The organism is Amycolatopsis sp. FBCC-B4732 (genome assembly GCF_023008405.1).
Taxonomy (GTDB): Bacteria; Actinomycetota; Actinomycetes; order Mycobacteriales; family Pseudonocardiaceae; genus Amycolatopsis; species Amycolatopsis pretoriensis_A.
In genome coordinates this window covers 5086650-5110787 of sequence record NZ_CP095376.1, presented here as the reverse complement: position 1 = coordinate 5110787, position 24138 = coordinate 5086650, and the positions used below count along the sequence as shown (strand labels likewise).

At 72.5% G+C, this 24138-nt stretch carries 21 protein-coding genes; 15 read left to right on the top strand and 6 right to left on the bottom strand.

The window, feature by feature from the left end; genetic code table 11:
• Positions 1-137 precede the first annotated feature (137 nt).
• The 8 genes from MUY14_RS21835 to MUY14_RS21800 are packed head-to-tail and all read left to right on the top strand — an operon-like array spanning position 138 to position 9970.
• Complete coding sequence (locus tag MUY14_RS21835) at positions 138-929, top strand: TIGR03084 family metal-binding protein (protein WP_247011397.1); 792 nt, start codon at positions 138-140, stop codon at positions 927-929.
• Positions 926-2614: an acyclic terpene utilization AtuA family protein gene (locus MUY14_RS21830; RefSeq protein WP_247011392.1), complete on the top strand. Its 1689-nt coding sequence runs from the start codon at positions 926-928 to the stop codon at positions 2612-2614. Before MUY14_RS21835 ends, MUY14_RS21830 begins: the two co-directional genes overlap by 4 nt.
• Entirely contained in the window at positions 2611-3759 is a 1149-nt protein-coding gene (locus MUY14_RS21825; protein ID WP_247011391.1) for an acyl-CoA dehydrogenase family protein, read from the top strand. The genes MUY14_RS21830 and MUY14_RS21825 overlap by 4 nt, the downstream gene beginning before the upstream one ends.
• Positions 3756-5354, top strand: coding sequence for an acyl-CoA carboxylase subunit beta (locus tag MUY14_RS21820; RefSeq protein ID WP_247011390.1), 1599 nt, complete (start codon positions 3756-3758; stop codon positions 5352-5354). The genes MUY14_RS21825 and MUY14_RS21820 overlap by 4 nt, the downstream gene beginning before the upstream one ends.
• A gap of 7 nt (positions 5355-5361) precedes the next feature.
• Positions 5362-7311, top strand: coding sequence for a biotin carboxylase N-terminal domain-containing protein (locus MUY14_RS21815; protein WP_247011388.1), 1950 nt, complete (start codon positions 5362-5364; stop codon positions 7309-7311).
• Positions 7308-8474, top strand: coding sequence for an acyl-CoA dehydrogenase family protein (locus tag MUY14_RS21810; protein WP_247011386.1), 1167 nt, complete (start codon positions 7308-7310; stop codon positions 8472-8474). The genes MUY14_RS21815 and MUY14_RS21810 overlap by 4 nt, the downstream gene beginning before the upstream one ends.
• Positions 8475-8525: 51 nt before the next feature.
• Positions 8526-9362: an NAD(P)-dependent oxidoreductase gene (locus MUY14_RS21805; protein WP_247011385.1), complete on the top strand. Its 837-nt coding sequence runs from the start codon at positions 8526-8528 to the stop codon at positions 9360-9362.
• Positions 9359-9970: a TetR/AcrR family transcriptional regulator gene (locus tag MUY14_RS21800; RefSeq protein ID WP_247011384.1), complete on the top strand. Its 612-nt coding sequence runs from the start codon at positions 9359-9361 to the stop codon at positions 9968-9970. The genes MUY14_RS21805 and MUY14_RS21800 overlap by 4 nt, the downstream gene beginning before the upstream one ends.
• On the opposite strand, the gene fxsT is transcribed toward MUY14_RS21800, so the two are convergent.
• Genes fxsT through MUY14_RS21785 form a run of 3 tightly spaced genes read right to left on the bottom strand, consistent with a single transcriptional unit; the run spans position 9954 to position 14574 of the window.
• Positions 9954-13103: an FxSxx-COOH system tetratricopeptide repeat protein gene (gene fxsT / locus MUY14_RS21795; protein ID WP_247011383.1), complete on the bottom strand. Its 3150-nt coding sequence runs from the start codon at positions 13101-13103 to the stop codon at positions 9954-9956. The genes MUY14_RS21800 and fxsT overlap by 17 nt on opposite strands.
• Complete coding sequence (locus MUY14_RS21790; protein WP_247011382.1) at positions 13100-13840, bottom strand: 5'-methylthioadenosine/S-adenosylhomocysteine nucleosidase; 741 nt, start codon at positions 13838-13840, stop codon at positions 13100-13102. Before MUY14_RS21790 ends, fxsT begins: the two co-directional genes overlap by 4 nt.
• Positions 13837-14574, bottom strand: a complete 738-nt coding sequence (locus tag MUY14_RS21785; protein ID WP_247011381.1) for an NUDIX domain-containing protein — start codon at positions 14572-14574, stop codon at positions 13837-13839. The genes MUY14_RS21790 and MUY14_RS21785 overlap by 4 nt, the downstream gene beginning before the upstream one ends.
• Positions 14575-14667: 93 nt before the next feature.
• Here MUY14_RS21785 and MUY14_RS21780 point away from each other — a divergent pair, with 93 nt between their 5' ends.
• The 5 genes from MUY14_RS21780 (at position 14668) to MUY14_RS21760 (ending at position 18161) form a co-directional block, all read left to right on the top strand.
• Positions 14668-14826: a hypothetical protein gene (locus MUY14_RS21780; protein ID WP_247011379.1), complete on the top strand. Its 159-nt coding sequence runs from the start codon at positions 14668-14670 to the stop codon at positions 14824-14826.
• Positions 14813-16384: an XRE family transcriptional regulator gene (locus tag MUY14_RS21775; RefSeq protein WP_247025024.1), complete on the top strand. Its 1572-nt coding sequence runs from the start codon at positions 14813-14815 to the stop codon at positions 16382-16384. Before MUY14_RS21780 ends, MUY14_RS21775 begins: the two co-directional genes overlap by 14 nt.
• Positions 16385-16433: 49 nt before the next feature.
• Positions 16434-16874 carry a peptidase inhibitor family I36 protein gene (locus tag MUY14_RS21770; RefSeq protein WP_247025023.1) on the top strand — a complete coding sequence of 147 codons (441 nt, stop codon included), beginning with the start codon at positions 16434-16436 and terminating at the stop codon, positions 16872-16874.
• On the top strand, positions 16871-17743 hold the full coding sequence (locus tag MUY14_RS21765; protein WP_247025022.1) for a hypothetical protein: 873 nt from the start codon (positions 16871-16873) through the stop codon (positions 17741-17743). Before MUY14_RS21770 ends, MUY14_RS21765 begins: the two co-directional genes overlap by 4 nt.
• A gap of 160 nt (positions 17744-17903) precedes the next feature.
• On the top strand, positions 17904-18161 hold the full coding sequence (locus MUY14_RS21760) for a hypothetical protein (RefSeq protein ID WP_247025021.1): 258 nt from the start codon (positions 17904-17906) through the stop codon (positions 18159-18161).
• 28 nt (positions 18162-18189) lie between these two features.
• On the opposite strand, the gene map is transcribed toward MUY14_RS21760, so the two are convergent.
• Positions 18190-18981, bottom strand: coding sequence for a type I methionyl aminopeptidase (gene map / locus MUY14_RS21755; RefSeq protein WP_247025020.1), 792 nt, complete (start codon positions 18979-18981; stop codon positions 18190-18192).
• Between the two features lie 122 nt (positions 18982-19103).
• On the opposite strand from map, the gene murJ reads away from it, so the two are divergent.
• Positions 19104-20885, top strand: coding sequence for a murein biosynthesis integral membrane protein MurJ (gene murJ / locus MUY14_RS21750; RefSeq protein WP_247025019.1), 1782 nt, complete (start codon positions 19104-19106; stop codon positions 20883-20885).
• Between the two features lie 127 nt (positions 20886-21012).
• Positions 21013-21501 carry a hypothetical protein gene (locus tag MUY14_RS21745; protein ID WP_247025018.1) on the top strand — a complete coding sequence of 163 codons (489 nt, stop codon included), beginning with the start codon at positions 21013-21015 and terminating at the stop codon, positions 21499-21501.
• Here MUY14_RS21745 and MUY14_RS21740 read toward each other — a convergent pair.
• Together MUY14_RS21740 and MUY14_RS21735 are read right to left on the bottom strand one after the other, a co-directional pair.
• Positions 21465-22826, bottom strand: a complete 1362-nt coding sequence (locus MUY14_RS21740; protein WP_247025017.1) for a cytosine permease — start codon at positions 22824-22826, stop codon at positions 21465-21467. The two genes, MUY14_RS21745 and MUY14_RS21740, sit on opposite strands and share 37 nt — an antisense overlap.
• Positions 22827-22981: 155 nt before the next feature.
• A complete protein-coding gene (locus MUY14_RS21735; RefSeq protein WP_247025016.1) occupies positions 22982-23941 on the bottom strand; it encodes a chitinase in 960 nt (319 codons plus the stop codon).
• Between the last annotated feature and the right edge of the window lie 197 nt (positions 23942-24138).

Sequence of the window (24138 nt, the reverse complement as noted above, 5' to 3'; positions counted from 1 at the left end):
ACAAAAGTATTGCAGGCCGACGCTACTGGCAAGATGTCAATAGTGTGTCCGCAGCGTGCCGGGCGAAACAATCAGGCGTGCTTGATTTTTCTGCTGGCCGGTGCGACGCTGGGCGCCAGGACGCAAGGAGGCGGCTGATGGCGGATCTCGGCGTGATCCTCGGGGATCTCGACGCGGAGACACGGACGATCGACGACGTGGTGGCGGACCTGCCGGCGGCGGACTGGGCGCGGGCGACCCCGGCGGCGGGGTGGACCGTCGCGCACCAGATCGCGCACCTGGCCTGGACCGATCGCAAGGCCCTCATCGCGGCCGCGCACCCGGAGAACTGGCCGGCCGAGGTCGAGGAGCTGCTCAAGGCGGGGGAGACCTACGTCGACGACGGCGCCGCCGCGGGGGCCGAACGGCCGCCCCGGGAGGTCCTCGAAGACTGGCGGGCCGGGCGCTCGGCGCTGGCCGAGGCGCTCGCCGCGGTGCCGGCAGGGCAGAAGGTGCCCTGGTACGGGCCGCCGATGAGCGCCGCCTCGATGGCGACCGCGCGGCTGATGGAGACCTGGGCGCACGGGCAGGACGTCTTCGACGCGCTCGGGCTGGTCCGCGAGCCGACCGCGCGGCTGTGGCACATCGCCCGCTTCGGCACCCGCACCCGCGACTTCGCCTACAAGGTCCACTCGCTCGCGCCGCCGGCCGAGGAGTTCCGCGTCGAACTGGGCGCGCCCGACGGCACGACCTGGACGTTCGGCCCGGAGGACGCCGAGCAGAAGCTGACCGGCAGCGCGCTGGACTTCTGCCTGGTCGTCACGCAGCGGCGCCACCCGGCCGACACCGATCTAGTGGCCCACGGCGCCGGCGTCGAAGAGTGGCTGACCATCGCGCAGGCCTTCGCCGGGCCCCCTGGCGAAGGGCGGAAGCCGGGGCAGTTCGCATGACCTACCGCATCGGCAACGCGTCGGGGTTCTACGGCGACCGGTTCTCCGCGGTCCGCGAAATGCTCACCGGCGGGCCCCTCGACGTCCTCACCGGCGACTACCTGGCCGAGCTGACCATGCTCATCCTCGGCCGCGACCGGATGAAGGACGCCCATCGCGGCTACGCCAAGACGTTCCTGCGCCAGATGGAGGAAAACCTCGGCCTGGCGCGGGAAAAGGGCGTCAAGATCGTCGCCAACGCCGGCGGGCTCAACCCCGCCGGGCTCGCGGACGCCCTGCGTGAGCTGGCCGCGAAGCTCGGGCTCGACGTCCGGATCGCCCACGTCGAAGGTGACGACCTGGTGGCCCGCGCGGACGAGCTGGACCTCGGGAAACCGCTGACCGCCAACGCCTACCTCGGCGCGTGGGGCATCGTCGAGTGCCTGAACGCGGGCGCCGACGTCGTCGTCACGGGGCGCGTCACCGACGCCTCCGTCATCGTCGGCCCGGCCGCCGCGCACTACGGCTGGGCCCGCGACGACTTCGACGCGCTGGCCGGCGCGGTCGCGGCCGGGCACGTCATCGAATGCGGCGCCCAGGCCACCGGCGGCAACTACGCCTTCTTCACCGAGCACATCCTGGGCGTGCCGGGCTTCCCGATCGCCGAGATCGAGGCCGACGGCACCAGTGTCATCACCAAGCACCCCGGCACCGGGGGCGTGGTGAACACCGGGACGGTCAAAGCGCAGCTGCTGTACGAAATCACCGGCGCGCGGTACGCCGGCCCGGACGTCACGACCCGCTTCGACAAGCTCTCGCTGACCGAAGACGGCCCCGACCGCGTGCGCATCTCCGGCGTCCGCGGGGAAGCTCCGCCGCCGACGCTCAAGGTCGCGCTGAACACGCTCGGCGGGTTCCGCAACGAGACGACGTTCGTCCTCACCGGACTCGACATCGAGGCGAAAGCCGCGCTGGTGCGAGAACAGCTCGAAGCGTCCTTGAAGGACCGGCCGCCCGCCGACGTCCGCTGGACCCTCGCGCGCACCGACCACGCCGACGCCGACACCGAGCAGACCGCGAGCGCGCTGCTGCACGTGGCCGTGAAGGACGCCGACCCGAAGGTGGCCGGCCGCGCGTTCACCGGCGCCGCGGTCGAGCTGGCGCTGGCCAGCTACCCGGGCTTCCACGTCACCGCACCGCCTTCGGACGCTTCGCCCTTCGGGGTCTACACCGCGGCTTACGTGCCCGCGGACCAGGTGCCCCACGTCGCCGTGCTGCCGGACGGGATGCGGGTCGACATCGCGCCCGCGCTGTCCACTCAGGAACTGTCCGAAGTGGACGAGCCCGCGCTGCCCGAGCCCTTGGCCCACGGACCGGTGCGGCGCGTCCCGCTGGGCACGATCGCCGGGGCCCGCAGCGGGGACAAGGGCGGCAACGCCAACCTCGGGGTCTGGGTGCGCTCCGAAGCGGCGTGGCGCTGGCTCGTGCACCGGTTGACCGTCACGGAGTTCAAGCTGCTGCTGCCCGAGACCGCCGACCTGCCCGTGACCCGCTACCTCCTGCCGAACCTGTGGGCGATGAACTTCGTCGTCGAGGGCATCCTCGGGCAGGGGGTCGCGTCGCAGGCGCGGTTCGACCCGCAGGCCAAGGCGTTCGGCGAATGGCTGCGCTCCCGCGAGATCGACGTTCCCGAGGTGCTCCTGTGACCGACCCGTTCCGGACCTCCGAGCGGTCCGAGCTGCGCAAGACCGTCCGCAAGTTCGTCGAGCAGGAGGTCCTGCCGCACCTCGACGACTGGGAGCGCGCCGGCGAACTGCCCCGCGACCTGCACCGCAAGGCCGGTGCGCTGGGCCTGCTCGGTGTCGCCTTCCCCGAGGAGATCGGCGGCGGCGACGGCAACTACCTCGACGCGCTGGTCGTCGCCGAGGAGATGCACTACGCGGGCGGCTCCGGCGGGCTCTTCGCGTCGCTGTTCACCTGCGGCATCGCCGTCCCGCACATCGCCGAGGCCGCCGATCCCGTGCAGCTCGAACGCTGGGTCCGCCCGACCCTGGCCGGCGACAAGATCGGCTCGCTGGCCGTCACCGAGCCGGACGGCGGGTCGGACGTCGCCGGGATCCGGACCACCGCCGTGCGCGAGGGCGACGAATACGTCGTCAACGGCGCCAAGACCTACATCACCTCCGGCTGCCGCGCGGACTTCGTCACGACGGTCGTGCGCACCGGCGGCGACGGCGCGCACGGGCTGTCGCTGATCGTCGTCGAGCGCGGGACGCCCGGGTTCACCGTGTCCCGCAAGCTCGAAAAGATGGGCTGGCTCTGCTCCGACACCGCCGAACTGTCCTACGCGGACGTCCGGGTGCCGGTGGAGAACCTGGTGGGCACCGAGAACAGCGGCTTCGCGCAGGTGGCCACCCAGTTCGTCACCGAGCGGCTTTCGCTGGCCGTGCAGGCATATGCGCACGCCCAGCGGGCCCTCGACCTGACGCTGGACTGGTGCCGGCTGCGCGAGACGTTCGGCCGCCCGCTCATCTCCCGGCAGGTCGTGCAGCACAAGCTCACCGAGATGGCGCGCAAGGTCGACGTCGCCCGGACCTACACCCGGCAGGCCGCGATCCGGCACGTCTCGGGCGAAGAGGTCATCGCCGAGGCTTGTTTCGCCAAGAACACCGCCGTCGAGGCCGCCGAGTGGGTGGTCAACGAAGCCGTCCAGCTGCACGGCGGGCTCGGCTACATGCGCGAGGCCGAGGTGGAACGGCACTACCGCGACGTCCGGATCCTCGGCATCGGCGGCGGTACCAACGAGATCCTCACCGGCCTGGCCGCGAAGCGATTGGGATACACCTCGTGACTACCTTGAGGTCCACAGTGGACACGCGGGCCGCCGAGTTCGGCGCCAACCGCGAGGCGATGCTGGAGAAGCTCGCCGAGATCGACACCGAACAGGCCAAGGCCGTGGCCGGTGGCGGCGAGAAGTACATCGAGCGCCACCGCAAGCGCGGCAAGCTCCTGGCCCGTGAGCGGATCGAGCTGCTGCTCGACCAGGACTCGCCGTTCCTGGAGCTCTCGCCGCTGGCCGCGTGGGGCACCGACTACCGCGTCGGCGCGAGCCTGGTCACCGGCATCGGGGTCGTCGAAGGCGTCGAGTGCCTGATCTCGGCCAGCGACCCGACGGTCAAGGGCGGCGCGAGCAACCCCTGGACGACGAAGAAGTCCTTCCGGGCGGCGGACATCGCCGCGCAGAACCGGCTGCCGTCGATCAACCTCGTCGAGTCCGGCGGCGCGGACCTGCCCACGCAGAAGGAAATCTTCATCCCGGGCGGCCGGATCTTCCGCGACATCACCAGGGCTTCGGCCGCGGGCTGCCCGACGGTCGCGCTCGTCTTCGGCAACTCCACCGCCGGCGGGGCGTACCTGCCGGGCATGTCGGACTACGTCGTGATGGTCAAGGAACGCGCGAAGGTGTTCCTCGGCGGGCCGCCGCTGGTCAAGATGGCGACCGGTGAAGAGTCCGACGACGAGTCGCTCGGCGGCGCCGAGATGCACGCGCGGACGTCCGGCCTGGCCGACTACCTCGCCGTCGACGAGCAGGACGCGATCCGGCTCGGGCGGAACATCGTCAAGCGGCTCAACTGGACCAAGCAGGGGCCGACGCCGAAGCCGGACTACGCCGAGCCGCTGTACGACACCGAGGACCTGCTCGGCATCGTGCCGACCGACCTCAAGGTGCCCTTCGACCCGCGCGAGGTCATCGCCCGGGTCGTCGACGGCTCCGACTTCGACGAGTTCAAGCCGCTGTACGGCTCTTCGCTGGTCACGGGCTGGGCGAGCATCCACGGCTACCCGGTCGGCGTCCTCGCCAACGCCCAGGGCGTGCTGTTCGGCGAGGAGTCGCAGAAGGCCGCGCAGTTCATCCAGCTGGCCAACCAGATCCACACGCCGCTGGTGTTCCTGCACAACACGACCGGGTACATGGTCGGCAAGGAGTACGAGCAGAGCGGCATCATCAAGCACGGCGCGATGATGATCAACGCCGTGTCGAACTCGAAGGTGCCGCACCTGTCCGTCCTCATGGGAGCGTCCTACGGCGCCGGGCACTACGGGATGTGCGGCCGGGCCTACGATCCCCGCTTCCTGTTCGCGTGGCCGAGCGCGAAGTCCGCGGTGATGGGCCCGGCCCAGCTGGCCGGCGTGCTGTCCATCGTGGCCCGCGCGGCCGCCGAAAGCCGCGGCCAGGAGTACAACGAGGAGCACGACAAGGCCATGCGCGCCATGGTGGAAGGCCAGATCGAGGCCGAGTCGATGCCGATGTTCCTCTCCGGCATGCTCTACGACGACGGCATCATCGACCCGCGCGACACCCGCACCGTGCTGGGGCTGAGCCTGTCCGCGATCCACAATGGACCAGTGAAGGGCGCCGAGGGCTTCGGCGTCTTCCGGATGTGAGTGAGCGATGATCCAGAACCTGCTGGTCGCCAACCGCGGCGAGATCGCCCGCCGCGTCTTCCGTAGCTGCCGCGACGCCGGGATCGGCACGGTCGCCGTGTTCTCCGACGCCGATGCCGCCGCCCCGCACGCCCTCGAAGCCGACGCGGCCGTCCGGCTGCCCGGCAACGCGCCGAGCGAGACGTACCTGCGGGCCGAGCTGCTGGTGAAGGCCGCGGCCGACACCGGCGCCGACGCCGTCCACCCGGGCTACGGCTTCCTGTCCGAGAACGCGGCCTTCGCGCGGGCTGTGCTCGACGCGGGTCTCACCTGGGTCGGGCCGCCGCCCGAAGCCATCGAGACCATGGGCTCCAAAGTGGAGTCCAAGCGGCTGATGGCCGCCGCCGGCGTGCCCGTGCTGTCCGAACTGGACCCGGCGTCGGTGACCGAAGCCGACTTGCCGTTGCTGGTCAAGGCGTCCGCCGGGGGTGGCGGGCGCGGGATGCGCGTGGTCCGCGAACTCGGTGAGCTGGCCGAAGCGGTGGAAGGCGCGAGCGCCGAGGCGGGGTCCGCGTTCGGCGACCCGACCGTCTTCTGCGAGCGGTACCTGGAGACCGGGCGGCACATCGAGGTCCAGGTCATGGCCGACCGGTTCGGCACGGTGTGGGCGGTGGGCGAGCGGGAGTGCTCGATCCAGCGCCGCCACCAGAAGGTCGTCGAAGAGGCACCTTCGCCGTTCGTCGACGACGCGATGCGCGCGGAGCTCTTCGACGCCGCGCGCAAGGCCGCCCAGGCGATCGACTACGTCGGCGCGGGCACGGTCGAGTTCCTCGCCGGGCCGGACGGGCGGTTCTACTTCCTCGAGATGAACACCCGGCTGCAGGTCGAGCACCCGGTCACCGAGAACGTCACGGGGCTGGATCTGGTCGCGTTGCAGCTGCGCGTCGCGGAAGGGGAACGGCTGCCCGCCGACCCGCCGCCGACCGTCGGGCACTCCATCGAGGTCCGGCTCTACGCCGAAGACCCGGCCGCGAACTGGCAGCCGCAGAGCGGCACCCTGCACACCCTGGACGTGCCCGACGTGGACCGGCGCTTCGGGCACGGTCCCGGGCTCAGGCTGGACTCCGGGTTCGAGAGCGGGTCCGTGGTGGGCGTCCACTACGACCCGATGCTGGCCAAGGTGATCACCTGGGCCCCGACCCGCGCCGAGGCCGCCCGCCGGCTCGCCAAGGCCTTGGCTGCGGCGAAGATCCACGGCGTCGTCACCAACCGCGACCTCCTGGTGACCATCCTCCGGCACGAAGCCTTCCTGGCGGGCGAGACCGATACGGCGTTCTTCGACAGCCACGGCCTCGACACCCTGGCCGCTCCGCTGGCCACTGTGGACACCGAACGGCTCTCGGCGCTGGCCGCGGCCCTCGCGGACGCGGCGGGTAACCGGGCGTCGGCGACCACGCAGGGCCGGCTGCCCAGCGGCTGGCGCAACGTCCGCTCGGCCGGGCAGCGCAAGGTCTTCACGGTGGCCGACCACGAATACGAGATCGTCTACTCGCTGACGCGGGACGGTCTGAAGGCCGACGGTTTCGAGGCCGAGCTGGTCACCGCCGAACCCGGCCGGGTCGTCCTGGACGTCGCCGGAGTGCGGCGCACCTTCGACGTCGCCCGCCACGACGGCGTGTCCTACGTGGACTCCGCGCTCGGCTCGGTCGCGCTGACGGCGGCGCCGCGGTTCGCCGACCCGGACGCCGCGCTGGCCGCCGGGTCGCTGGTGGCGCCGATGCCGGGCACCGTCGTCCGGCTGGCCGTGCAGGCCGGGGACCCGGTCAAGGCCGGCGATCCGCTGCTCTGGCTCGAGGCGATGAAGATGGAACACCGGATCGCCGCCCCCGCCGACGGCGTGGTGACGGAACTTCCGGTGACGGTCGGACAGCAGGTCGAAGTGGGCACGATCCTCGCGGTGGTAGGAGAAGAAGCATGAACGCCATGAACTTCATCGAGCCGGAGGAGCGGATCGCGCTTCGCAAGGCCGTCGCCGAACTGGGCACCAAGTACGGGCACGAGTACTACGCGCGCAAGGCGCGGGCGGACGAGAAAACCCACGAGCTGTGGGACGAGGCCGGCCGGCTGGGCTACCTCGGCGTCAACATCCCCGAGGAGTACGGCGGCGGGGGCGCGGGCATCGCCGACCTCGCCGCGGTGCTCGAAGAACTCGCCGCGGCGGGCTCGCCGCTGCTGCTCATGGTCGTCTCGCCGGCCATCTGCGGCACCGTGATCTCCCGGTTCGGCACCGACGAGCAGAAGAAGCAGTGGCTGCCCGGGATCGCCGACGGCAGCAAGCGGATGGTCTTCGCGATCACCGAGCCCGACGCCGGGTCGAACTCGCACAAGATCACCACCACCGCCAAGCGCGACGGCGACGGCTGGGTCCTCAGTGGACGCAAGGTCTACATCTCCGGCGTCGACGAGGCCGACGCGGTGCTCGTCGTCGGGCGCATGGAGGACTCGAAGACCGGCAAGCTCAAGCCGGCGCTGTTCATCCTGCCGACCGGCACCGACGGCTTCGAGTACACGAAGATCCCGATGGACATCATCGCGCCGGAGAACCAGTTCTCGCTGTTCCTCGACGACGTCAAGCTCCCGGCCGAGGCGCTGGTCGGCGAAGAGGACGCGGCCATCGCGCAGCTGTTCGCGGGCCTCAACCCCGAACGCATCATGGGTGCGTCGTTCTCCCTCGGCATCGCGCGCTACGCGTTGAGCAAGGCTGTCGGCTACGCGAACCAGCGGCAGGTCTGGGGCACCCCGATCGGCTCCCACCAGGGCCTCGCGCACCCGCTGGCCGAGATCAAGATCGAGCTGGAGCTGGCGAAGCTGATGACGCAGAAGGCGGCGTCGCTCTACGACTCCGGCGACGACTTCGGCGCGGGGGAGTCGGCCAACATGGCCAAGTACGCCGCCGCCGAGGTCGCCATCCGCGCGACCGACCAGGCCGTGCAGACCCACGGCGGCAACGGCCTCGCCACCGAATACGGCCTCGGCACCCTGGTCACGGCGGTGCGCCTGGGCCGGATCGCCCCGGTCAGCCGCGAGATGGTGCTCAACTTCGTCGGCCAGCACAGCCTCGGCCTGCCCAAGTCCTACTGACCCGAGGCGGCACTTTCACGTGAAAGTGCCGCTTCTTCACGGAGGTTTCACATGGCTGGTTTGGACGGCAGGACGATCATCATGTCCGGCGGCAGCCGGGGGATCGGTGAAGCGATCGCGCTGCGGGCCGCGAAGGATGGCGCGAACGTGGCGCTGCTGGCCAAGACCGCCGAGCCGCACCCGAAGCTGCCCGGCACGATCTACACGGCGGCGGAAGCGATCGAGAAGGCCGGCGGGCACGCGCTGCCGATCCTCGGCGACGTCCGCGACGACGAGGGTGTCGCGGCCGCCGTGGCGAAGACCGCCGAGCAGTTCGGCGGCATCGACGTCGTGGTGAACAACGCCAGCGCGATCGACCTGACGCCGACCGAGCAGGTCGGCATGAAGCGCTACGACCTGATGCAGGACATCAACGCGCGCGGCACGTTCCTGCTGTCCAAACTGGCCATTCCGCACCTGCGCGCTTCGGAGAACGCCCACATCCTGACGCTGTCGCCGCCGATCAGCCTCGACGAGAAGTGGTTCACCGCCGGGCACCTCGCCTACAGCATCGCGAAGTACTCGATGAGCCTGGTGACCGTCGGGCTGGCGGCGGAGCTGAAGGGCGACGGCGTCTCGGTCAACTCGCTGTGGCCGCGCACGACGATCGACACCGCGGCGATCCGCAACGTCGTCGGCGCCGAACTGGCTTCGCGCAGCCGCACGCCGGAGATCATGGCCGACGCCGCGTACGCGATCCTGACGAAGCCGAGCGGCGAGGCCACCGGGAACTTCTTCCTGGACGACGAAGTGCTGCGCGCGGAGGGCGTCACCGACTTCGCGAAGTACCGCGCCGGCGACACCGCGGAGGAAGACCTGCAGCTCGACTTCTGGGTGGACCCGGCTTGACCGGCGTCCGCGAACCCCAGCAGGAACGCAGCCGCACCACGCGGCGGCGGCTGATCGAGGCCGCGCTCGACAGCTTCGGCGAGCGCGGCTGGCACGGCGTGACGGTGGCCGGGATCGCCGAGCGGGCGGGCGTTTCCCGCGGCGCGGCCCAGCACCACTTCCCGGCCCGCGAGGACCTCGTGGTGGCGGCGGTCGACCTGCTCGGCCAGTCCCAGATCGACGAGCTTCGTGCCCAGGCGGCGGACCTGCCGACCGGCGCGTCCCGGATCGAGCGCGTCGTCGAGATGGTGCTGAACCTCTACACCGGCCCGCTGTTCCGCGCGGCTCTGCAACTGTGGGCGGTCGCGGCGACCGACGACGCCCTGCGCGACGTGCTGGTGCCCCTGGAGGCCCGGGTCGGCCGCGAGGCGCACCGCGTGGCGGTGGAACTGCTCGGCGTCGACGAGTCCCGGCCCGGGGTGCGCGAGCTCGTCCAGGCCACTTTGGACCTGGGCCGCGGGCTCGGGCTGGCGAACCTGCTGACCGACGACACCAAGCGGCGCAAGCAGATCGTGCGCGAGTGGGCGCGGACGCTGGAGCTGCGGATCGCGGTCACCGGAAGCGCTTGAGGTCCTTGAGGGCGCCCGTGGTTTCGGGGTGCTCCGGTCCGAGGACGCGGTCCATGACCGGGATCAACTCCTCCAGTGCCGCCACGGCTCCGGACGGGTCCCCGGTCTCGCCGCGCAAGGTGGCGAGGGTGTGGCGAGCCGTCAACGTGGTGGGGTGCTGCGGCCCGAGGACGCGGTCGAGGTCCGGCACGAGGTTTTCCAGCGCTGCCACGGCTCCCGCCGGATCTCCCGCCCAGCCGCGGAAGCGCGCGAGGTTGTGGCGGGTGGTCAGCACGTTCGGGCTGCCCGGCCCGAACACGCGGCTCAGGTCCGGCAGCAATCCCTCGACGACGGCCGCCGCGCCGGCCGGATCTCCGGCTCTGGCCCGCAACGCGGCGAGGTTGTGCCGGGCGGTGAAGGTGTCGGGGTGATCCGGGCCGAGGACCCGCCGCTGGTCCTGGATCAGTGCCTCGTACTCGGCCGGTGCCGGTTCGCCGGCGAGGCCGCGGAACCAGGCGAGGCCGAGGCGCGTGTTCAGCACGTCGGGGTGGTCGGGGCCGAGCACGCGTCGCTGGTCGGCCAGCAACGGTTCGAGGTGGGCCACCGCTCCGGCGAGGTCACCCGACTCGCCCCGCAAGCCGGCCGCGGCCCTGCGGGTGGTCAAGGTGGCGGCGTGCTCCGGCCCGAACACCCGTTCCAGGTCCGGCAGGAGACTCTCGTAGGCGGCCATGCCGCCGGCGAGGTCCCCGGTGGCGCCCCGAAGCCTGGCCGCGGCGACGCGGGCGCTCAAGGTGTCGGGGTGATCCGGGCCGAGCGCGCGACGCCGCTCCTCGACCGACCGCTCGACCTCGGCCACGCCGGACGGGTCGCCGGCGGCGTCCCGCATGATCGCGAGGTTCTGCCGGCTGGCCGAGGTGGCTTGGTGCTCGGCCCCGAGCACCCGCTCCAGGTCCGGCAGGAGGCTCTCGTACACCGCCACCGCCCCGGCGAAGTTCCCCGTCTGGCCGAGGTAACTGGCCAAGGTGCTGCGCGCGGTCAACGTCAGCTCGTGCGTCCGCCCGGGGACCCGGTCCAGATTCGCGAGGAGGCCGCTCAGCGCCTCGACAGCTCCGCGCGGGTCGCCGGAGTCTCCCAGGGAAACCGCCAGGTCGAAACGTGCGATCGAAGTGTCGAGGTGGGTGCCGCCGAGTCGGTCCGCCGCGGTGCGGCCGAGCTGCCCGAAGTACGTGATCGCCGCGCCGGGCTGCCCGTTCTCGCGAAGGCTCCGGCCCGCTTGGAAGAGCGCCACGTGACACCCCCGGCGCCAGAGCTGCTCGACGTCACCGGTGGCCTGCAGGGCGAAAGTGCTGCGCCGCAACGCTTGCACCAGCGTCCGATCCGACTCCACCGGCGGCCACGCCTGCACCAGCGCGTCCGCGGCCGCCCGCGTGATCCGCGCGAAGTCCTTGGGGCGCAGGTCGTCCCGGCTCGCGCGCTGCACCAGGGCGTGGACGCGGACCGCGTGCGGGTCGAGGCTGACGAGGTTCAGGCGGTGCAGGCAGCCCAGTGCGTCGCGGGCGTCTTCCGCGGTCGGGCGCCGGCGGGTCGCTTTGCGCAGGAAGTCCAGCGCGGCCGGCGCGGTGAGCACGGAATGGGGGATGCCGTGGGGATCGAGGACGCTCAGGAACCGCAGCAGCGGGCCGGCCAGGCCCGCGGGTTCGAGCCGGTCGGCGTGGGCGATCGACAACGCCCAGGTCGCCGTCACCGTGGCCTGGTGGTCGTCGGGCAGGACCGCCGCCAGCTTGCGTTCCCGGAACCGCTGCCGGTACGCCGAACAGGGCAGCTCGCGGTCGAGGACGTACGCCGCGGCCTGGGCGAGCGCCAGCGGCAGGTGCCCGAGGTCGTCGGCCAGCCCGGCGACGTCGTCGGCCAGGTGCGGGCGGGCGGCGAGCTTGCGGTTCAGGTACGCCCGCGACTCCGCGGCGGTGAACTGGCCGACGTCGACGATCCGCCGCCGGTCGCCGGCGAGTGCGGCGTCGCGCCGCCGGGTCGTGAGGACCACCCGCCCGGCGGCCGGCGGCCAGAGGCCGTGCAGGTCCGCGGGGTGCTGCACGTCGTCGAGCACCAGCAGCCAGCGCTTCGGGGTCGAGGCGAGCCACTCCAGGAGGCGGCGTGCGCCCTGCTCCGGGTCGGCGTCGTCGATGCCGGTGAGCGTCTTCGCCAGCTGCGCGTAGGCCGTCAGGATCGCGTCGCGGGACTCCGCGGTGATCCAGGCCAGCAGGTCGACTTCGCGGGCGGCCCACGCCCGTTCGGCGAAGTCCGCGGCCAGCTGCGTCTTCCCGACGCCGCCCAGTCCGGACAGCACCGTGATGGCGTCGAGCGTGACTTCGCGGTCCTGGAAGCCGTCCGCGCGGGCGGGCACCACGCCGGCCCGGTGCGGCCAGTGCACGCCCGTCGTCACCCCGCCCGGCCGGGCCGGGACTTCGACGGCGAGGGCCAGCGCGAACGCGGCGGCGTGCGCGGCCGCGGTCACTTCGGCGCCGTCGTCGCCGATGCCCCGGACGGTCAGCACCGGCAGGCCGTGGTTGAGGTGACCCGCTTTGGCGACGCCCGCGCTTTCCATTTCGATCGCGGCCGCGTCGTCGTAGGCGGTGCGCAGCCGGGCGGCCAGGGGAGCGGTGCGGGAGCCGAGCACGACTTCGCCGGCGGCGATCGGCCGGAAGTGCACCGGCGGCGGGGGTCCGGGGGAGTCCGGGAGCCAGCGCCCTTCGCGGGCGACGTGCCGGGCGATCTGGTCGAGCTCGTGCGGGATTTCCCAGGCCTGCGGCCGGTTCCGGAAGCCGTCGTCCTCGTCCTTGCCGCCGTGGTAGCCGTAGACCTTGGTCGCCACGACGACGTCGCCGGGGCCGAGGTCGTCGTGGAGCGCCCCGGCGATGCCGACGAACAGCAGCGCGCTGGGCGCGAAGGTCGCGATCGCGCGTTCGGTCAGGACGGCGGCGCCCTGGTTGCCCTGGCCGGTGAGCGCGAGGACGATCGTGGCCCCGCCGGCGGGCGGCACGCCCACCTCGAACCGCGTGCCCGACGGGTGCGCCGTGACGCGGCGGTCGCCCAGCACCGCCCGCACGGCCGCGTATTCCGTTTCGAGGGCGGTCAGTACCACGACCGTGGCGGTCACGGGAGCTCGGCGGCGAGGGCGAAGGCGAAGGCCGCCGCGTTCGCCGCCGCGACGGGCTGCCAGCCGGCCTGGTCGGCAGCGTGCTTGTGGCCGTCGGCCTTGTCGCTGATGCCCCGGACGGCGACCACCGGCAGGTTCCGGTTGAGGTGACCCGCCTTGGCGACGCCGGCGCTTTCCATCTCGATCGCGGCGGCGTCGTCGTAGTTCGTGCGCAGCTGCTCGGCCAGGGGAGTGGTGCGCGAGTTGAGCACGACCTCCCCGGCGGCGATCGGCCGGAAGTGCACCGACGGACGGCGCCCCTCGGGGAGCCAGTCCTCCTCGCGGGCGACGTGCCGGGCGATCTGGTCGAGCTCGTAGGGGATCTCCCACGCCTGCGGCCGGGCGCGGAAGCCGGAATCCTCGTCTTTGCCGCCGTGGTAGCCGTAGACCTTGGTGCCCACGACGACGTCGCCGGGCTCGAGGTCGTCGTGCAGGGCACCGGCGACGCCGACGAACAGCAGCGCCCGCGGGTCGTAGGTGGCGATCGCGCGTTCGGTGAGGATGGCCGCCGCCTGGTTGCCCTGGCCGGTCAGCGCGAGGACGGCCGAGCCCCGGCCGCGCGGCGGGCGGCCCACCTCGAACCGGGTGCCCGAGCGGTGGGTCTCCACCCGGCGCCCGGCCAGCAGCGCCCGCACGGCCGCGTACTCCACCTCCAGCGCGGTCAGCACCACGATCGTGGGTTCCGGAACGTCGTTCACGCGATCTCGCTTTCTGCGTCGTTCAGGTTGTGCCCGCGCAGGATCGGCGGGTGCAGGACCGTCGCCGGGCCACGCCGGTAGAGCGCGGCGGGCCGGCCGCCGTCCCGGGCCGTCCGGTCGCCGGTGGGTACCAGGAAGCCGGTCACCCCGGTGATCTTGCGGTGGAAGTTGCGGTGGTCGAGCCGGTGGCCCCAGACGATTTCGTAGACGCGCCGCAGCTCGCTGATCGTGAACTCGGCCGCGCAGAACGCCGTGGCGAGGGTCGTGTACTCGAGCTTGCCGCGCGCCCGCTCCACCGCGTCGGCGATGATCGCCCGGTGGTCGAAGGCGACCGGCGCGTCCGTGCCCTCGACGTCGGCGACCGCTTCCCAGCGCGCGGCGCGCGCGTCCCCGCCCGCCGCCGGGATGGGCAGGTCGGGCACCAGCGCCAGGTAGCACACGGTCACCACCCTCCCCCGAGGATCACGGTCCGGCCCGCCGTAGGTCCGCAACTGTTCCAGATGCAGCCGATCGGCCGCCAGGCCGGTCTCCTCGGCCAGCTCGCGGGCGGCCGCGACGTCGATGTCCTCGTCCTCGGAGGCGATGAACCCGCCCGGGAGCGCGAGCTGCCCGCGGTAGGGCGCTTCCGCGCGCTCGACGAGCAGGATGTTCAGCCGCTCTTCGCGGACGGTGAGGATCGCGAGGTCGACGGCGACCGCGACCTTGGGGATCTGCCATGTCGTGTCCTGGGCCACGCCGCAAGCCTAGCTTCATGTCAGCTTGACGCAAAGTCGGCTCGGGCTCTAACCTGAGTCCACTTAATGTCGAAACGACGAAAAGGGTCCGCGATGTGTGTGCACCTACCGGTCTCGCTCGCCTGCAAGCTGGCCGCCGTCCTCCTGTTCGCGGGGCTGGTCAGCGGGTTCTGCCTCGCCTCGGCCTGGCAGGCGCCCACCGCCACCGCGAGCGGCTCGCCCGGGATGGCGGTGGGTCATGCCGCGCGCTGAGAAGCCCTTGGCGCCGGACGGCTCCGCGCTGACCGAGTTCGCGGCCGGCCTGCGGGCGCTGCGGGAGAACGCGGGGAACCCCTCCTACCGCGAACTGGCGCGCCGGGCGCACTTCTCCGCCACCACGCTGTCCGACGCGGCGGGCGGGCGCCGGCTGCCGAGCCTGGCGGTGACCCTGGCGTACGTCCGCGCCTGCGACGGTGACGCCGGCGAGTGGGAACGCCGCTGGCGCGCGACGGCGGCCGAGCTGACGACCCCGGCCCCGGCCGAGGCCACCGCTCCCTACCGCGGGCTCGACGCCTACGACCGCGAGGACGCCGGCCTGTTCTTCGGCCGGGACCGGCTCGTCGACACCCTGATCGCCGCCGTCGCGGCCCACCGCTGCGTGGTCGTGACCGGTCCGTCGGGCGCCGGGAAGACGTCGCTCCTGCGCGCCGGCCTGCTGCCGCGCTTGAGCGGCGCGGTCGTCTTCACGACCGCGGGGGACCGGCTGCCCGAGGGGGACGCGCTGGTCGTCGTCGACCAGTGCGAAGAGCTCTTCGCACCCGGCCGCGACGACGACCGGGCACGGTTCGCCGCCGCGCTGCGCACGGGCGGGCCGCGGGTCGTGCTCGCCGTGCGCGCGGACGTCGCGGACCGCTGCGCGGAACTGGCCGGCCCGCGCGAGACGCCGGCCCGCGTCGAGGTCGGGCCGATGACCGCCGACGAACTGCGGCAGGCGATCACCGCCCCGGCCGCGCGCGCCCGCTGCCTGGTCGAGACGCCGCTGCTGACCACGGCCGTCGCCCTCGCCCACGGGCGGCCCGGCGCGCTGCCGTGGCTGTCGCACGCGCTGCTCGAGACGTGGCGGCGGCGCAGCGGCACCCGGCTGACCCTCGCCGGTTTCCAGGCGGCGGGGGAGTTCGGCGGACCGGCGGCCGGCGCGGCGGAGGCCGTGTTCGACGCGCTCGGGCCACCCGGGCGGGCCGTCGCCCGCGACCTGTTCCGCCGGCTCGCCGACCCCGGGGAAGGCGCCAGGGCCGTCAGCGCCGACGAACTCGACGACACCCCGCTCGCCGCCGGCGTCGTCGAGCGGTTCGTCCGGGCGCGGGTGCTCGTGCGCGACGCCCACCGGCTCCGGCCGGCCCACGAGACGCTGCTGGGTGCCTGGCCGCGCCTGGCCGCGTGGCTGGAAGAGGACGGCGCGGAGCGGCGCACCCACCGCGAACTCACCCAGGCGGCCGCCACCTGGCGCCGCCACGACCGGGACCCGAGCCTGCTCCTGCGCGGCGCTCACCTCGCGGCCGTTCGTGCGTGGGCCCGGCACCCGCGGCATCTCACCGTCCACGAGCGGGCCTATCTCGACGCCAGTACCGCCGCCGAGACGCGCCCCCGGCGCCGGGGATGGCTGGCCGCGCTGCTCGCGGCCCTGTGCGTCCTCTCCGCGGCGGCCGGGCTCGGCGGCCAGCCGGTCTGCGGTCCGGTCGCCCTGCCGCGCGCCGATCGTTGTCCGGACCTTTGTCGTCCGGCGGCCGCGGCCCCGGCGCCGGACAACGCCGAGGCCCTAGACCTGGGGTAGCAAGCCCGGTCCGCGGGGGGCGGACCGGAACGGAACGAGGGAGGAAACCATGAGAGCAGCAGCAGTGGTGGCCGCGGTGGCCGTGGCGGCGACGGTGGGGGTCGGCGCCGCCGGGCCGGCCGAGGCCGCGTGCCAGGCGCAGTACGCGTGCATGTACTCGAACTCCGATCTGGGCGGCTACAAGTTCGAGAACTTCAACAGCCAGGCCAACTGGGGGAGCCTGCGGTACGCCGGCACCAGCATCCCGCTGTGGGCGGGCGACGGCACGTACAACAACGTCAGCTCGATGGAGAACAAGGACACCAACTCGCCGATCGCCGTCTACTACAACTCCCAGTACCGGGGGTCGTGCTTCACGATCCGGTCGAGCGGCACGGTGCGGAACTTCGCGAACGTCCGGCTCTCCGGGGACAACCACGACGGCTGGGTGGCCAACGACGTGATGAACTCCCACCACTTCAACATCGCGTGCGGCACGTACTACGGGTGAGGGCGGCGCGGATCGCCGCGGCGGTCGCCGTCGCGGCGCTCGGGTGCGGCGTCGCCCTGTCGGCGGGCGACGCCGCGGAGCCCGGGCCGCCGCCGATCGGGCCGGTGCGACCGGTGGTGTCGGGCGCGGACGTCGTGCTGCCGTTCGACGCCTACCGGCACCCCGCCGCCGAGGTCAACGTGATCGAGCGGGCCACCGCCGCGCTGGCGGGCAAGTGCCTGGCGCGCTTCGGGTACGACTGGACGCCGCCGTCGATCGCCGCGGTGGACACGTCCCGGCCGGCGGCGGGGGGCCGCTACGGGATCGTGGACGCCGCCGAGGTCGCCCGCCTCGGCTACCACGCGGCGCAGCCGCCGGACCGCGTGGCGCAGGCGCAGCCCCCGCTGGACGTGCTGGTGGTCTACACCGGCAAGGGCACGTCGGAGGTGCGGGGCCGGCCGGTCCCCGAGGGCGGCTGCGTCGGGGAGGCCCGCCGCCGGCTCGAGGAGGGCGTGCCGGCGGCCTTGCCGGGGGAGGCGTTCGCGGAGCTCGACCGCGAGCTCTACCTGACGGCTCAGGCTGATCCGCGGGTTCAGGCGGCGATGGCCGGCTGGCGTGCCTGCATGGCGGAAGCGGGGGAGCGGTACGCCGACGTGTGGGCGGCCAACGACGACGTCCGGTGGAGCGGCCCCGCGCCGGCCCCGGCGGAGATCGCGGTCGCGAAGGCGGACCTGGCGTGCCGGACGCGGACCGCGTTGCCCGGGACGTGGCTGGCGGTGGAAACCGCCTACCAGCAGCGGGCGATCGCGGACCGGCGCGGCGAGTTCGACGCGCTGGCGCAGGCGCTGCGGGCGCGGCTGGCCAACGCCCGGCGGGCGCTGGAGCGGTGAAGGAGGGGGCGGGGACCGGGACACCGGACCCCGCCCCCTCCGGCGTGCACGACCCGGCGGAACCGCACCGGCACCCGAAACGTCATAGTGCCGTAAGTAACACAATCAGCCCAACGGGCGAATGACTATGCGTAGTGGTTCCGAGGAGAAAGGCAGTCCGGTGTCCGGTTCAGGAGTCGAGCTCACCCACCGCGCCATGGCGATGCTGAGGGCGGTGGCGGCGGGACGCGCGCAGATGTCGTGCAGCTGCGAGCCCGACCTCTTCATCGACGGATTCGCCTGCTGCGATCAGATGACCGCGCACGCACTCGCCCACGGCGGCTACCTGCGGCCCGCCGCCGAAGCCGCCACCGGGCGCGTTCCGGCCGAGCTCACCGAGGCCGGCCGGGCCGCGCTGGAGATCGTCGTCGCCGCCTGAGCGACGTCACCGAGCGTCGCCGGTTCGCTCATCCGTTCCCGTCGGCGAGTTCCGCTTCGCGCCGGGTGAGCACCAGGGGAGCGCCCTCGGTGACGGCGATCGTGTGCTCGGAGTGGGCCGTGCGGGAACCGTCGGCCGAGCGGATCGTCCAGCCGTCGGGATCGAAGACGATCCGGTCGGTCGTGGCCGCGAACCACGGCTCCAGCGCGAGGGTCAGCCCCGGCCGCAGCTTCATCCCGCGCCCGGCCGTGCCCTGGTTGGGGACGTGCAGGTCCTCGTGCATGGTGCGGCCGATGCCGTGCCCGCCGAACTCGGTGTTGACCGGGTAGCCGTACTCGCGGGCCACCGCCCCGATCGCCGCCGAGATGTCGCCCAGCCGGTTGCCGGGGCGCGCCGCGTCGATCGCCGCTTCCAGTGCCACCTCCGTCGCCCGGATGATCCGCAGGTCCGCCTCGGCGGGGGTGCCGACGATCACCGTGCGTGCCGAGTCGGCCGCCCAGCCGTCGATGCTGACCGCGAGGTCGGCGGTGACCACGTCACCGTCGCGCAGCACGTAGTCGTGCGGCAGGCCGTGCAGGACGGCGTCGTTGACCGACAGGCAGATGACGTTGCGGAACGGGCCCTCGCCGAAGGACGGCGCGTAGTCCCAGTAGCACGATTCCGCCCCGCGCCGCTTGATCATGCCGCGCGCGTGGTGCTCGAGGTCCATGAGGTTGACGCCCACGTCGGCGAGCCGGCCGACCTCGGTCAGGATCTCGGCGACGAAGCGCCCGGCGACGTGCATGCGGTCGACTTCCGCAGGCGTCTTCAGTTCGATCACGAAAACCTCGCGTTACCAGAGTCGGTATAGTTATACCGGAACGGTAGCACGTTTCCGGTATAGAAATACCAGTCGGGTCCGGAATGGGGACGAAAACCCGCCCGACCTGGCAGGCTTGGGCCATGGCGGAACCCCCACCACCGGTCGACGACGACGCGACGGTCTTCCTCCCCAGCGAGCTGCGCGGCCCGCATTGGCCGACCCGCGACCTCGACGTCTCGCACCGGCCCTACGACGAGTTCGCCACCCAGATCGTCGCGCGCCCGCCCGCGTCCCCGGTCAGCGCCGGGCGCGGCGAGGGCGCCGGGTCGTCGCTGGCCCGCTCGAGCGGGCGGATGGCGGTCGCGTCCGCGGTCAGCCGGGTCACCGGGTTCGTCGCCAAGCTGCTGCTGGCCGCCGTGGTCGGGACCGGGGTCGTCAACGACTCCTTCACCGTCGCGAACACGCTGCCCAACATCGTCTTCGAACTGCTCTTCGGCGGCGTGCTCGCCAGTGTCGTCGTGCCGCTGCTCGTGCGCTCCCACGACGATCCGGACGGCGGCCGCGCGTACACGCAGCGGCTGATCACGATGGCGCTGGTGCTGCTCACCGTCGGCACGGCGGTCGCGGTGGCGATCGCCCCGGTGTTCACCGCGCTCTACGTCGACAAATCGTCCGCGACCGCCAACCCGGGGCTGACCACGGCGCTCGCGTACCTGCTGCTGCCGCAGATCCTCTTCTACGGCCTCTTCGCGCTGCTGTCGGCGATCCTCAACGCGCAGAACGTCTTCGGTCCGCCGGCGTGGGCGCCCGTGCTCAACAACGTCGTCGTCACCGGCACGCTCGTGGTGTTCGCCGTGGTGCCCGGCGAGCTGGTCCTCGACCCGGCCCGGATGAGCGACCCGAAGCTGCTCGTGCTCGGCCTGGGCACCACGCTCGGCATCGTCGCGCAGGCCGTCGTGCTGATCCCGGCGTTGCTGCGCACCGGGTTCCGGTTCCGCTGGCGCTGGGGCTTCGACCCGCGGATCAAGGAGTTCGGCGGGCTCGCCGCGTGGATCCTCGGCTACGTCGTGGTGAGCCACGTCGGGTTCGTCGTCACCACCCGGGTGCTGACCGGCGGCACCAGCGGCGGGGTCACCGCCTACAGCTACGCGTCGCTGCTCTTCCAGCTGCCGTACGGGATCCTCGGCGTTTCGCTGCTGACCGCGCTGATGCCGCGGATGAGCCGCGCGGCCGCGGACGGCGACACGGGTTCGCTCGTCGGCGACCTTTCGCTCGCGTCCCGGATGTCCACGGTGCTCTTCGTGCCCATCTCGGCGGTGCTGGCCGTGGTCGGCACCCCGATCGGCGTCGCGATCTTCACCTGGGGCCGCGGCACGCTCGAAGACGCCGAGCGGCTCGGCCAGACCCTCGCCGTCTCGGCCGTCGGGCTGCTGCCGTTCGCGCTGGTCATGTTGCAGCTGCGGGTGTTCTACGCGATGAAGGACGCCCGGACGCCGACGCTGATCATGCTCGTGATGACCGCGGTGAAGATCCCGCTGCTGCTGCTCTGCCGGGGATTGCTCGACGGCGAGCACATCGTCTACGGCGTGATGCTCGTCAACGGCGCCGGGTTCGTGGTCGGCGCCGTGCTCGGCCAGGTCTGGCTGTGGGTCCGGCTCGGGCACCTGCGCAGCAAGCGGTCGCTGCGGGTCGGCCTGATCGTGCTGGGGGTCAGCGCCCTCGGCGTCGGGGCCGCGGTGCTGGCCGGCTACGCCGTGCCCGGCTCGCTCGGCCCGATCCCCGCCGCGTGGGTGAAACTGCCGGTCCAGACCTTGCTCGGGATGGCCGTGCCGTTCGGGTTGCTGGCGCTGCTGAAGCTCCCGGAGTTCACCCCCGTGACCCGGCGCGTGGGCGCTCTCCTGCGGCGGTTCGCGCCTCGTTGACGACTACGGCCGGGAAGGCGATCCGGATGTCTCGGAACGATTACGAGACCGCTGCGATCAGCGCGTTTACAATTCCGGCGCGGCTTCCTACGATCCACCCGGTGCAGCTACGGGGCGGAGGTCGTGCATGACGCGCAGTGCGCGCAGGCGGCGGGATCGGGTCACGGTCGACGAACTGCTGCGGGCGGCGGGTGCGCGGCCGCGCAAACCCGGTTCGCGCTCGGCCGAAACGGCGGCGCGGCGCGGCACCGAGCCCGGGCCGCGCGGGTCGGGCGGCCGGTTCGCGCTGGCGGCGGCGGTTTTCGTCGTGCTGGGCGGGCTGGTGCTCGCGCTGGCGACGCGGCCGGAACCCGTGCCCGGGTCGACGCAGTTCCCGCAGCTGCAGCCGGCCACCGGCGCCCCGTCGTCGAGCGCGGTCGCCGCGCCGACGAGCACGACCACGCCGTCCCCGGTGGTGATGCACGCGCGCAGGACGCCGACCGCCACGCCGGCGCCGACCGTGACGGTGGAGCTGCCCCCGCCTTCGACGGCCACGGTCACCCTCCCGCCGCCGACGTACGACTGGGGCCGGTGCTCGCCCTACGGCTGCCGCCGCGACGGCACGCCGGTGCGCTGACGGCGCAGCAGCAGGTAGGTCCCGGCGGCGAGCACGAACCCGGCCGCGAACGTCAGATCACCGGTGCCGGGCACGGCTTCCGGGATCGGCGCGGTGTAGAGCGCCTGGTTCGCGAAGAGGCCGACGGAGACCACCAGGCCGACCAGGAACGCGGTGAACCCGGCGACGTTGCGGTGGTTCTCGTCGGCGAGCAGCGCGCCGAAGTCGGTGCCGCGGCGCAGGTGGTGGTCGGCCAGCAGCACGCCGAGCCACGGGCCGATCCAGTAGGCGATGACCAGCAGGAAGTTCTCGTAGGCGTGCCCGGCGTCGCCGAGCCCGAGCCAGGCGAGCACGAACCCGACCGCGCCGAAGGCGAGCGCGACGGCCGCGCGGCGCCAGGCCAGCGGCAGCCGGACGCCGAGGGCGAGGAAGGCAAGCGCTCCCGAGTAGACGTTCAGGACGTTCGCCGCGACCGCGCCGAGCGTGATGGCCAGCAGCGTCGCCGCGGCGAGGAACCCGGGCAGGTGCCCGGTGAACGCCGTCGCCGGGTTGGCGTCGGCCGGGCCGCCGATGGTCGTCGACGCGGCGCCGGCGAGCATCAGCACGGTGGTGGACAGGAACAGCCCGAGCCCGGCGTAGCGGCCGATCGCGCGTGTCGACGCGGTCTTCGGCAGGTAGCGCGTGTAGTCGGCGGCGTAGGGGTTCCAGCCCGCGGTGTAGCCGAACGCGGTGCCGACGGTGAGCAGGAACCCGCCGACGCTCCCGGTGTTCGGCGTGGCGCCCGACTTCGTGAACACGACCACGCTCGCCGCGGCGAACACGACGGCGAGGACGGCGAAGACGTACTTTTCGTAGGCCTGCACGAGGTTGTGCCCGAAGAAGGCGATGACGATCTGCAGCGCGACGACGAGCACGAGGCAGGCGAGCGCCGGCAGGCCGGTGAGGCCGGCGAGGGCGAAGGCGCCGCTGACGCTGTTGACGGCGAACCACCCGATGCCCGCCATCACCGACATCAGCGCGGCGGGCAGGAGGTTGCCGCGGTAGCCGAACGCGGCCCGCCCGAGCACCATCTGCGGCACGCCGTAGCGCGGTCCGCGCGCGGACAGGACGCCGTGCGCGAGCGCGCCCAGCCCGTTCCCGGCGACGACGGCGAGCGCGGCCTGCCAGAACGTCAGCCCGAACGCCGTGACGGCGAGGACGCCGACGAAGACGGTGGCGAACTCGAGGTTGGGGGAGGCCCAGGTCCAGGCCAGTTGCCGCGGCGTCCCGTGCCGGTCGGCGTCGGCGACGGGCTCGACCCCGCCCGGCTCGACGGCCACCACCTTGTCGCCGTAGTTCTTCGTCATGGGAAGACGGTAGGCGCCCGACATTGCGCCGGTGTGACGGTTTCGCGGTTCCCGCTGACCGGCACCCGGCTGTGCCGTCCCAAGCCCCGCGAAGGCCCCCTCACCGGCCCCGATGCCGGTGAGAGGGCCTCCGACAGCCCCACTACGGGCCGGTGTCAGCCGGTGTAGCCGGCGACGATCTTGGTGAACGCGTACTTGTCCTGCGTGATGCCGCTGCATTCGCCGCCGCCGCTGCAGTCGCGGTTGGTGGCCCAGAAGGTGAAGCGGGCCAGGTGGTGGCTCGTCGCGTAGCCGCGGATGGAGGTGAAGTTCGCGACCGTGACGGTCTCGCCCGCGTTGTCGGTCTTGCCGTTCATCGAGGAAAGGCCGCTGTGCCGGTAGGCGGTGTCGTCGTTCCAGCCGAACGTGGTCTTGAGCTGGTTCTTCAGCCCGTCGACCGCGGACTTCGTCAGGGCGGCCATGTCGCCGCCGCTGGAGAAGTCGAACGGCATGACCGACCAGACGTCGACGCCGGCGCCGATCGCCTTGGCCTGGTTGATCAGGCGCTTGCCCCACGAGTCGGGGCCGGTCGTGGTGGTGCCGATGGTGATGACGACCTTCAGGTCCGGGTTCTTCTGCTTGGTCAGCTTGACCGCGTTGAGGATGCGGTCCTGCACCGTGTTGTTCTGGAACTCGTCGGTGTTTTCGATGTCGAGGTCGATCGCCTTGAGGCCGTAGGCGTCGATCACCTTCTGGTACGCACCCGCGAGCGCCGAGGCCGACGTGCACTTCGAGCCCAGCTTGGTGCCGGACCAGCCGCCGAAGGAGGGGATCACGTCCCCGCCCGCGCTGCGGATGTTCTGGATCATCGTCTTGTCGGAGCCGGTCAGCGAACGGCTGCCGTCCCACTTCGGGTTGCAGGTGCCGTCCGACAGGACGAAGGCGAGGGTAAACGCTTTCACGCCGGTCGCGGACATCGCCGCGGTCGGGCTGGTCTGCCCGCCCCACTGGTACAGGTACGGGGAAGCGAGCACCGGGTCCACCGCGGCCATGGCCTGCGGGGCGAGACCGACCGCCGTCGCCATCGCGGCTCCGGCCGCGACCGCGAGGGTCACCAGACGGCGCAGGGATTTCATAGGGGTCCTCCAAACGAGCAGGTTGGAGCACCTCCGGTTTGAGGCGGCGGGATCATCCCGGGAGGAGCGTTGTGTGCCACCCCACAGTGGACTAGACCAATGTTGTGTGTCAACCCTCCTTCGGCCGGAAAATGACGCACGGTGCGCGCGCGGCTCCCGAGCGTCGGCGGGTGTGAGATTCCCCTGAAGGCGGATCG

Excerpts from the sequence above, each read along its gene's own strand:
- MUY14_RS21775 (WP_247025024.1), top strand. The coding sequence starts at position 14,813 with ATGCCGCGCGCTGAGAAGCCCTTGGCGCCGGACGGCTCCGCGCTGACC.
- MUY14_RS21805 (WP_247011385.1), top strand. The coding sequence starts at position 8,526 with ATGGCTGGTTTGGACGGCAGGACGATCATCATGTCCGGCGGCAGCCGG.
- MUY14_RS21815 (WP_247011388.1), top strand. The coding sequence starts at position 5,362 with ATGATCCAGAACCTGCTGGTCGCCAACCGCGGCGAGATCGCCCGCCGC.
- MUY14_RS21780 (WP_247011379.1), top strand. The coding sequence starts at position 14,668 with ATGTGTGTGCACCTACCGGTCTCGCTCGCCTGCAAGCTGGCCGCCGTC.
- MUY14_RS21745 (WP_247025018.1), top strand. The coding sequence starts at position 21,013 with ATGACGCGCAGTGCGCGCAGGCGGCGGGATCGGGTCACGGTCGACGAA.
- MUY14_RS21740 (WP_247025017.1), bottom strand. The coding sequence starts at position 22,826 with ATGACGAAGAACTACGGCGACAAGGTGGTGGCCGTCGAGCCGGGCGGG.
- MUY14_RS21830 (WP_247011392.1), top strand. The coding sequence starts at position 926 with ATGACCTACCGCATCGGCAACGCGTCGGGGTTCTACGGCGACCGGTTC.
- murJ (WP_247025019.1), top strand. The coding sequence starts at position 19,104 with ATGGCGGAACCCCCACCACCGGTCGACGACGACGCGACGGTCTTCCTC.
- MUY14_RS21735 (WP_247025016.1), bottom strand. The coding sequence starts at position 23,941 with ATGAAATCCCTGCGCCGTCTGGTGACCCTCGCGGTCGCGGCCGGAGCC.
- MUY14_RS21810 (WP_247011386.1), top strand. The coding sequence starts at position 7,308 with ATGAACGCCATGAACTTCATCGAGCCGGAGGAGCGGATCGCGCTTCGC.
- MUY14_RS21770 (WP_247025023.1), top strand. The coding sequence starts at position 16,434 with ATGAGAGCAGCAGCAGTGGTGGCCGCGGTGGCCGTGGCGGCGACGGTG.
- MUY14_RS21835 (WP_247011397.1), top strand. The coding sequence starts at position 138 with ATGGCGGATCTCGGCGTGATCCTCGGGGATCTCGACGCGGAGACACGG.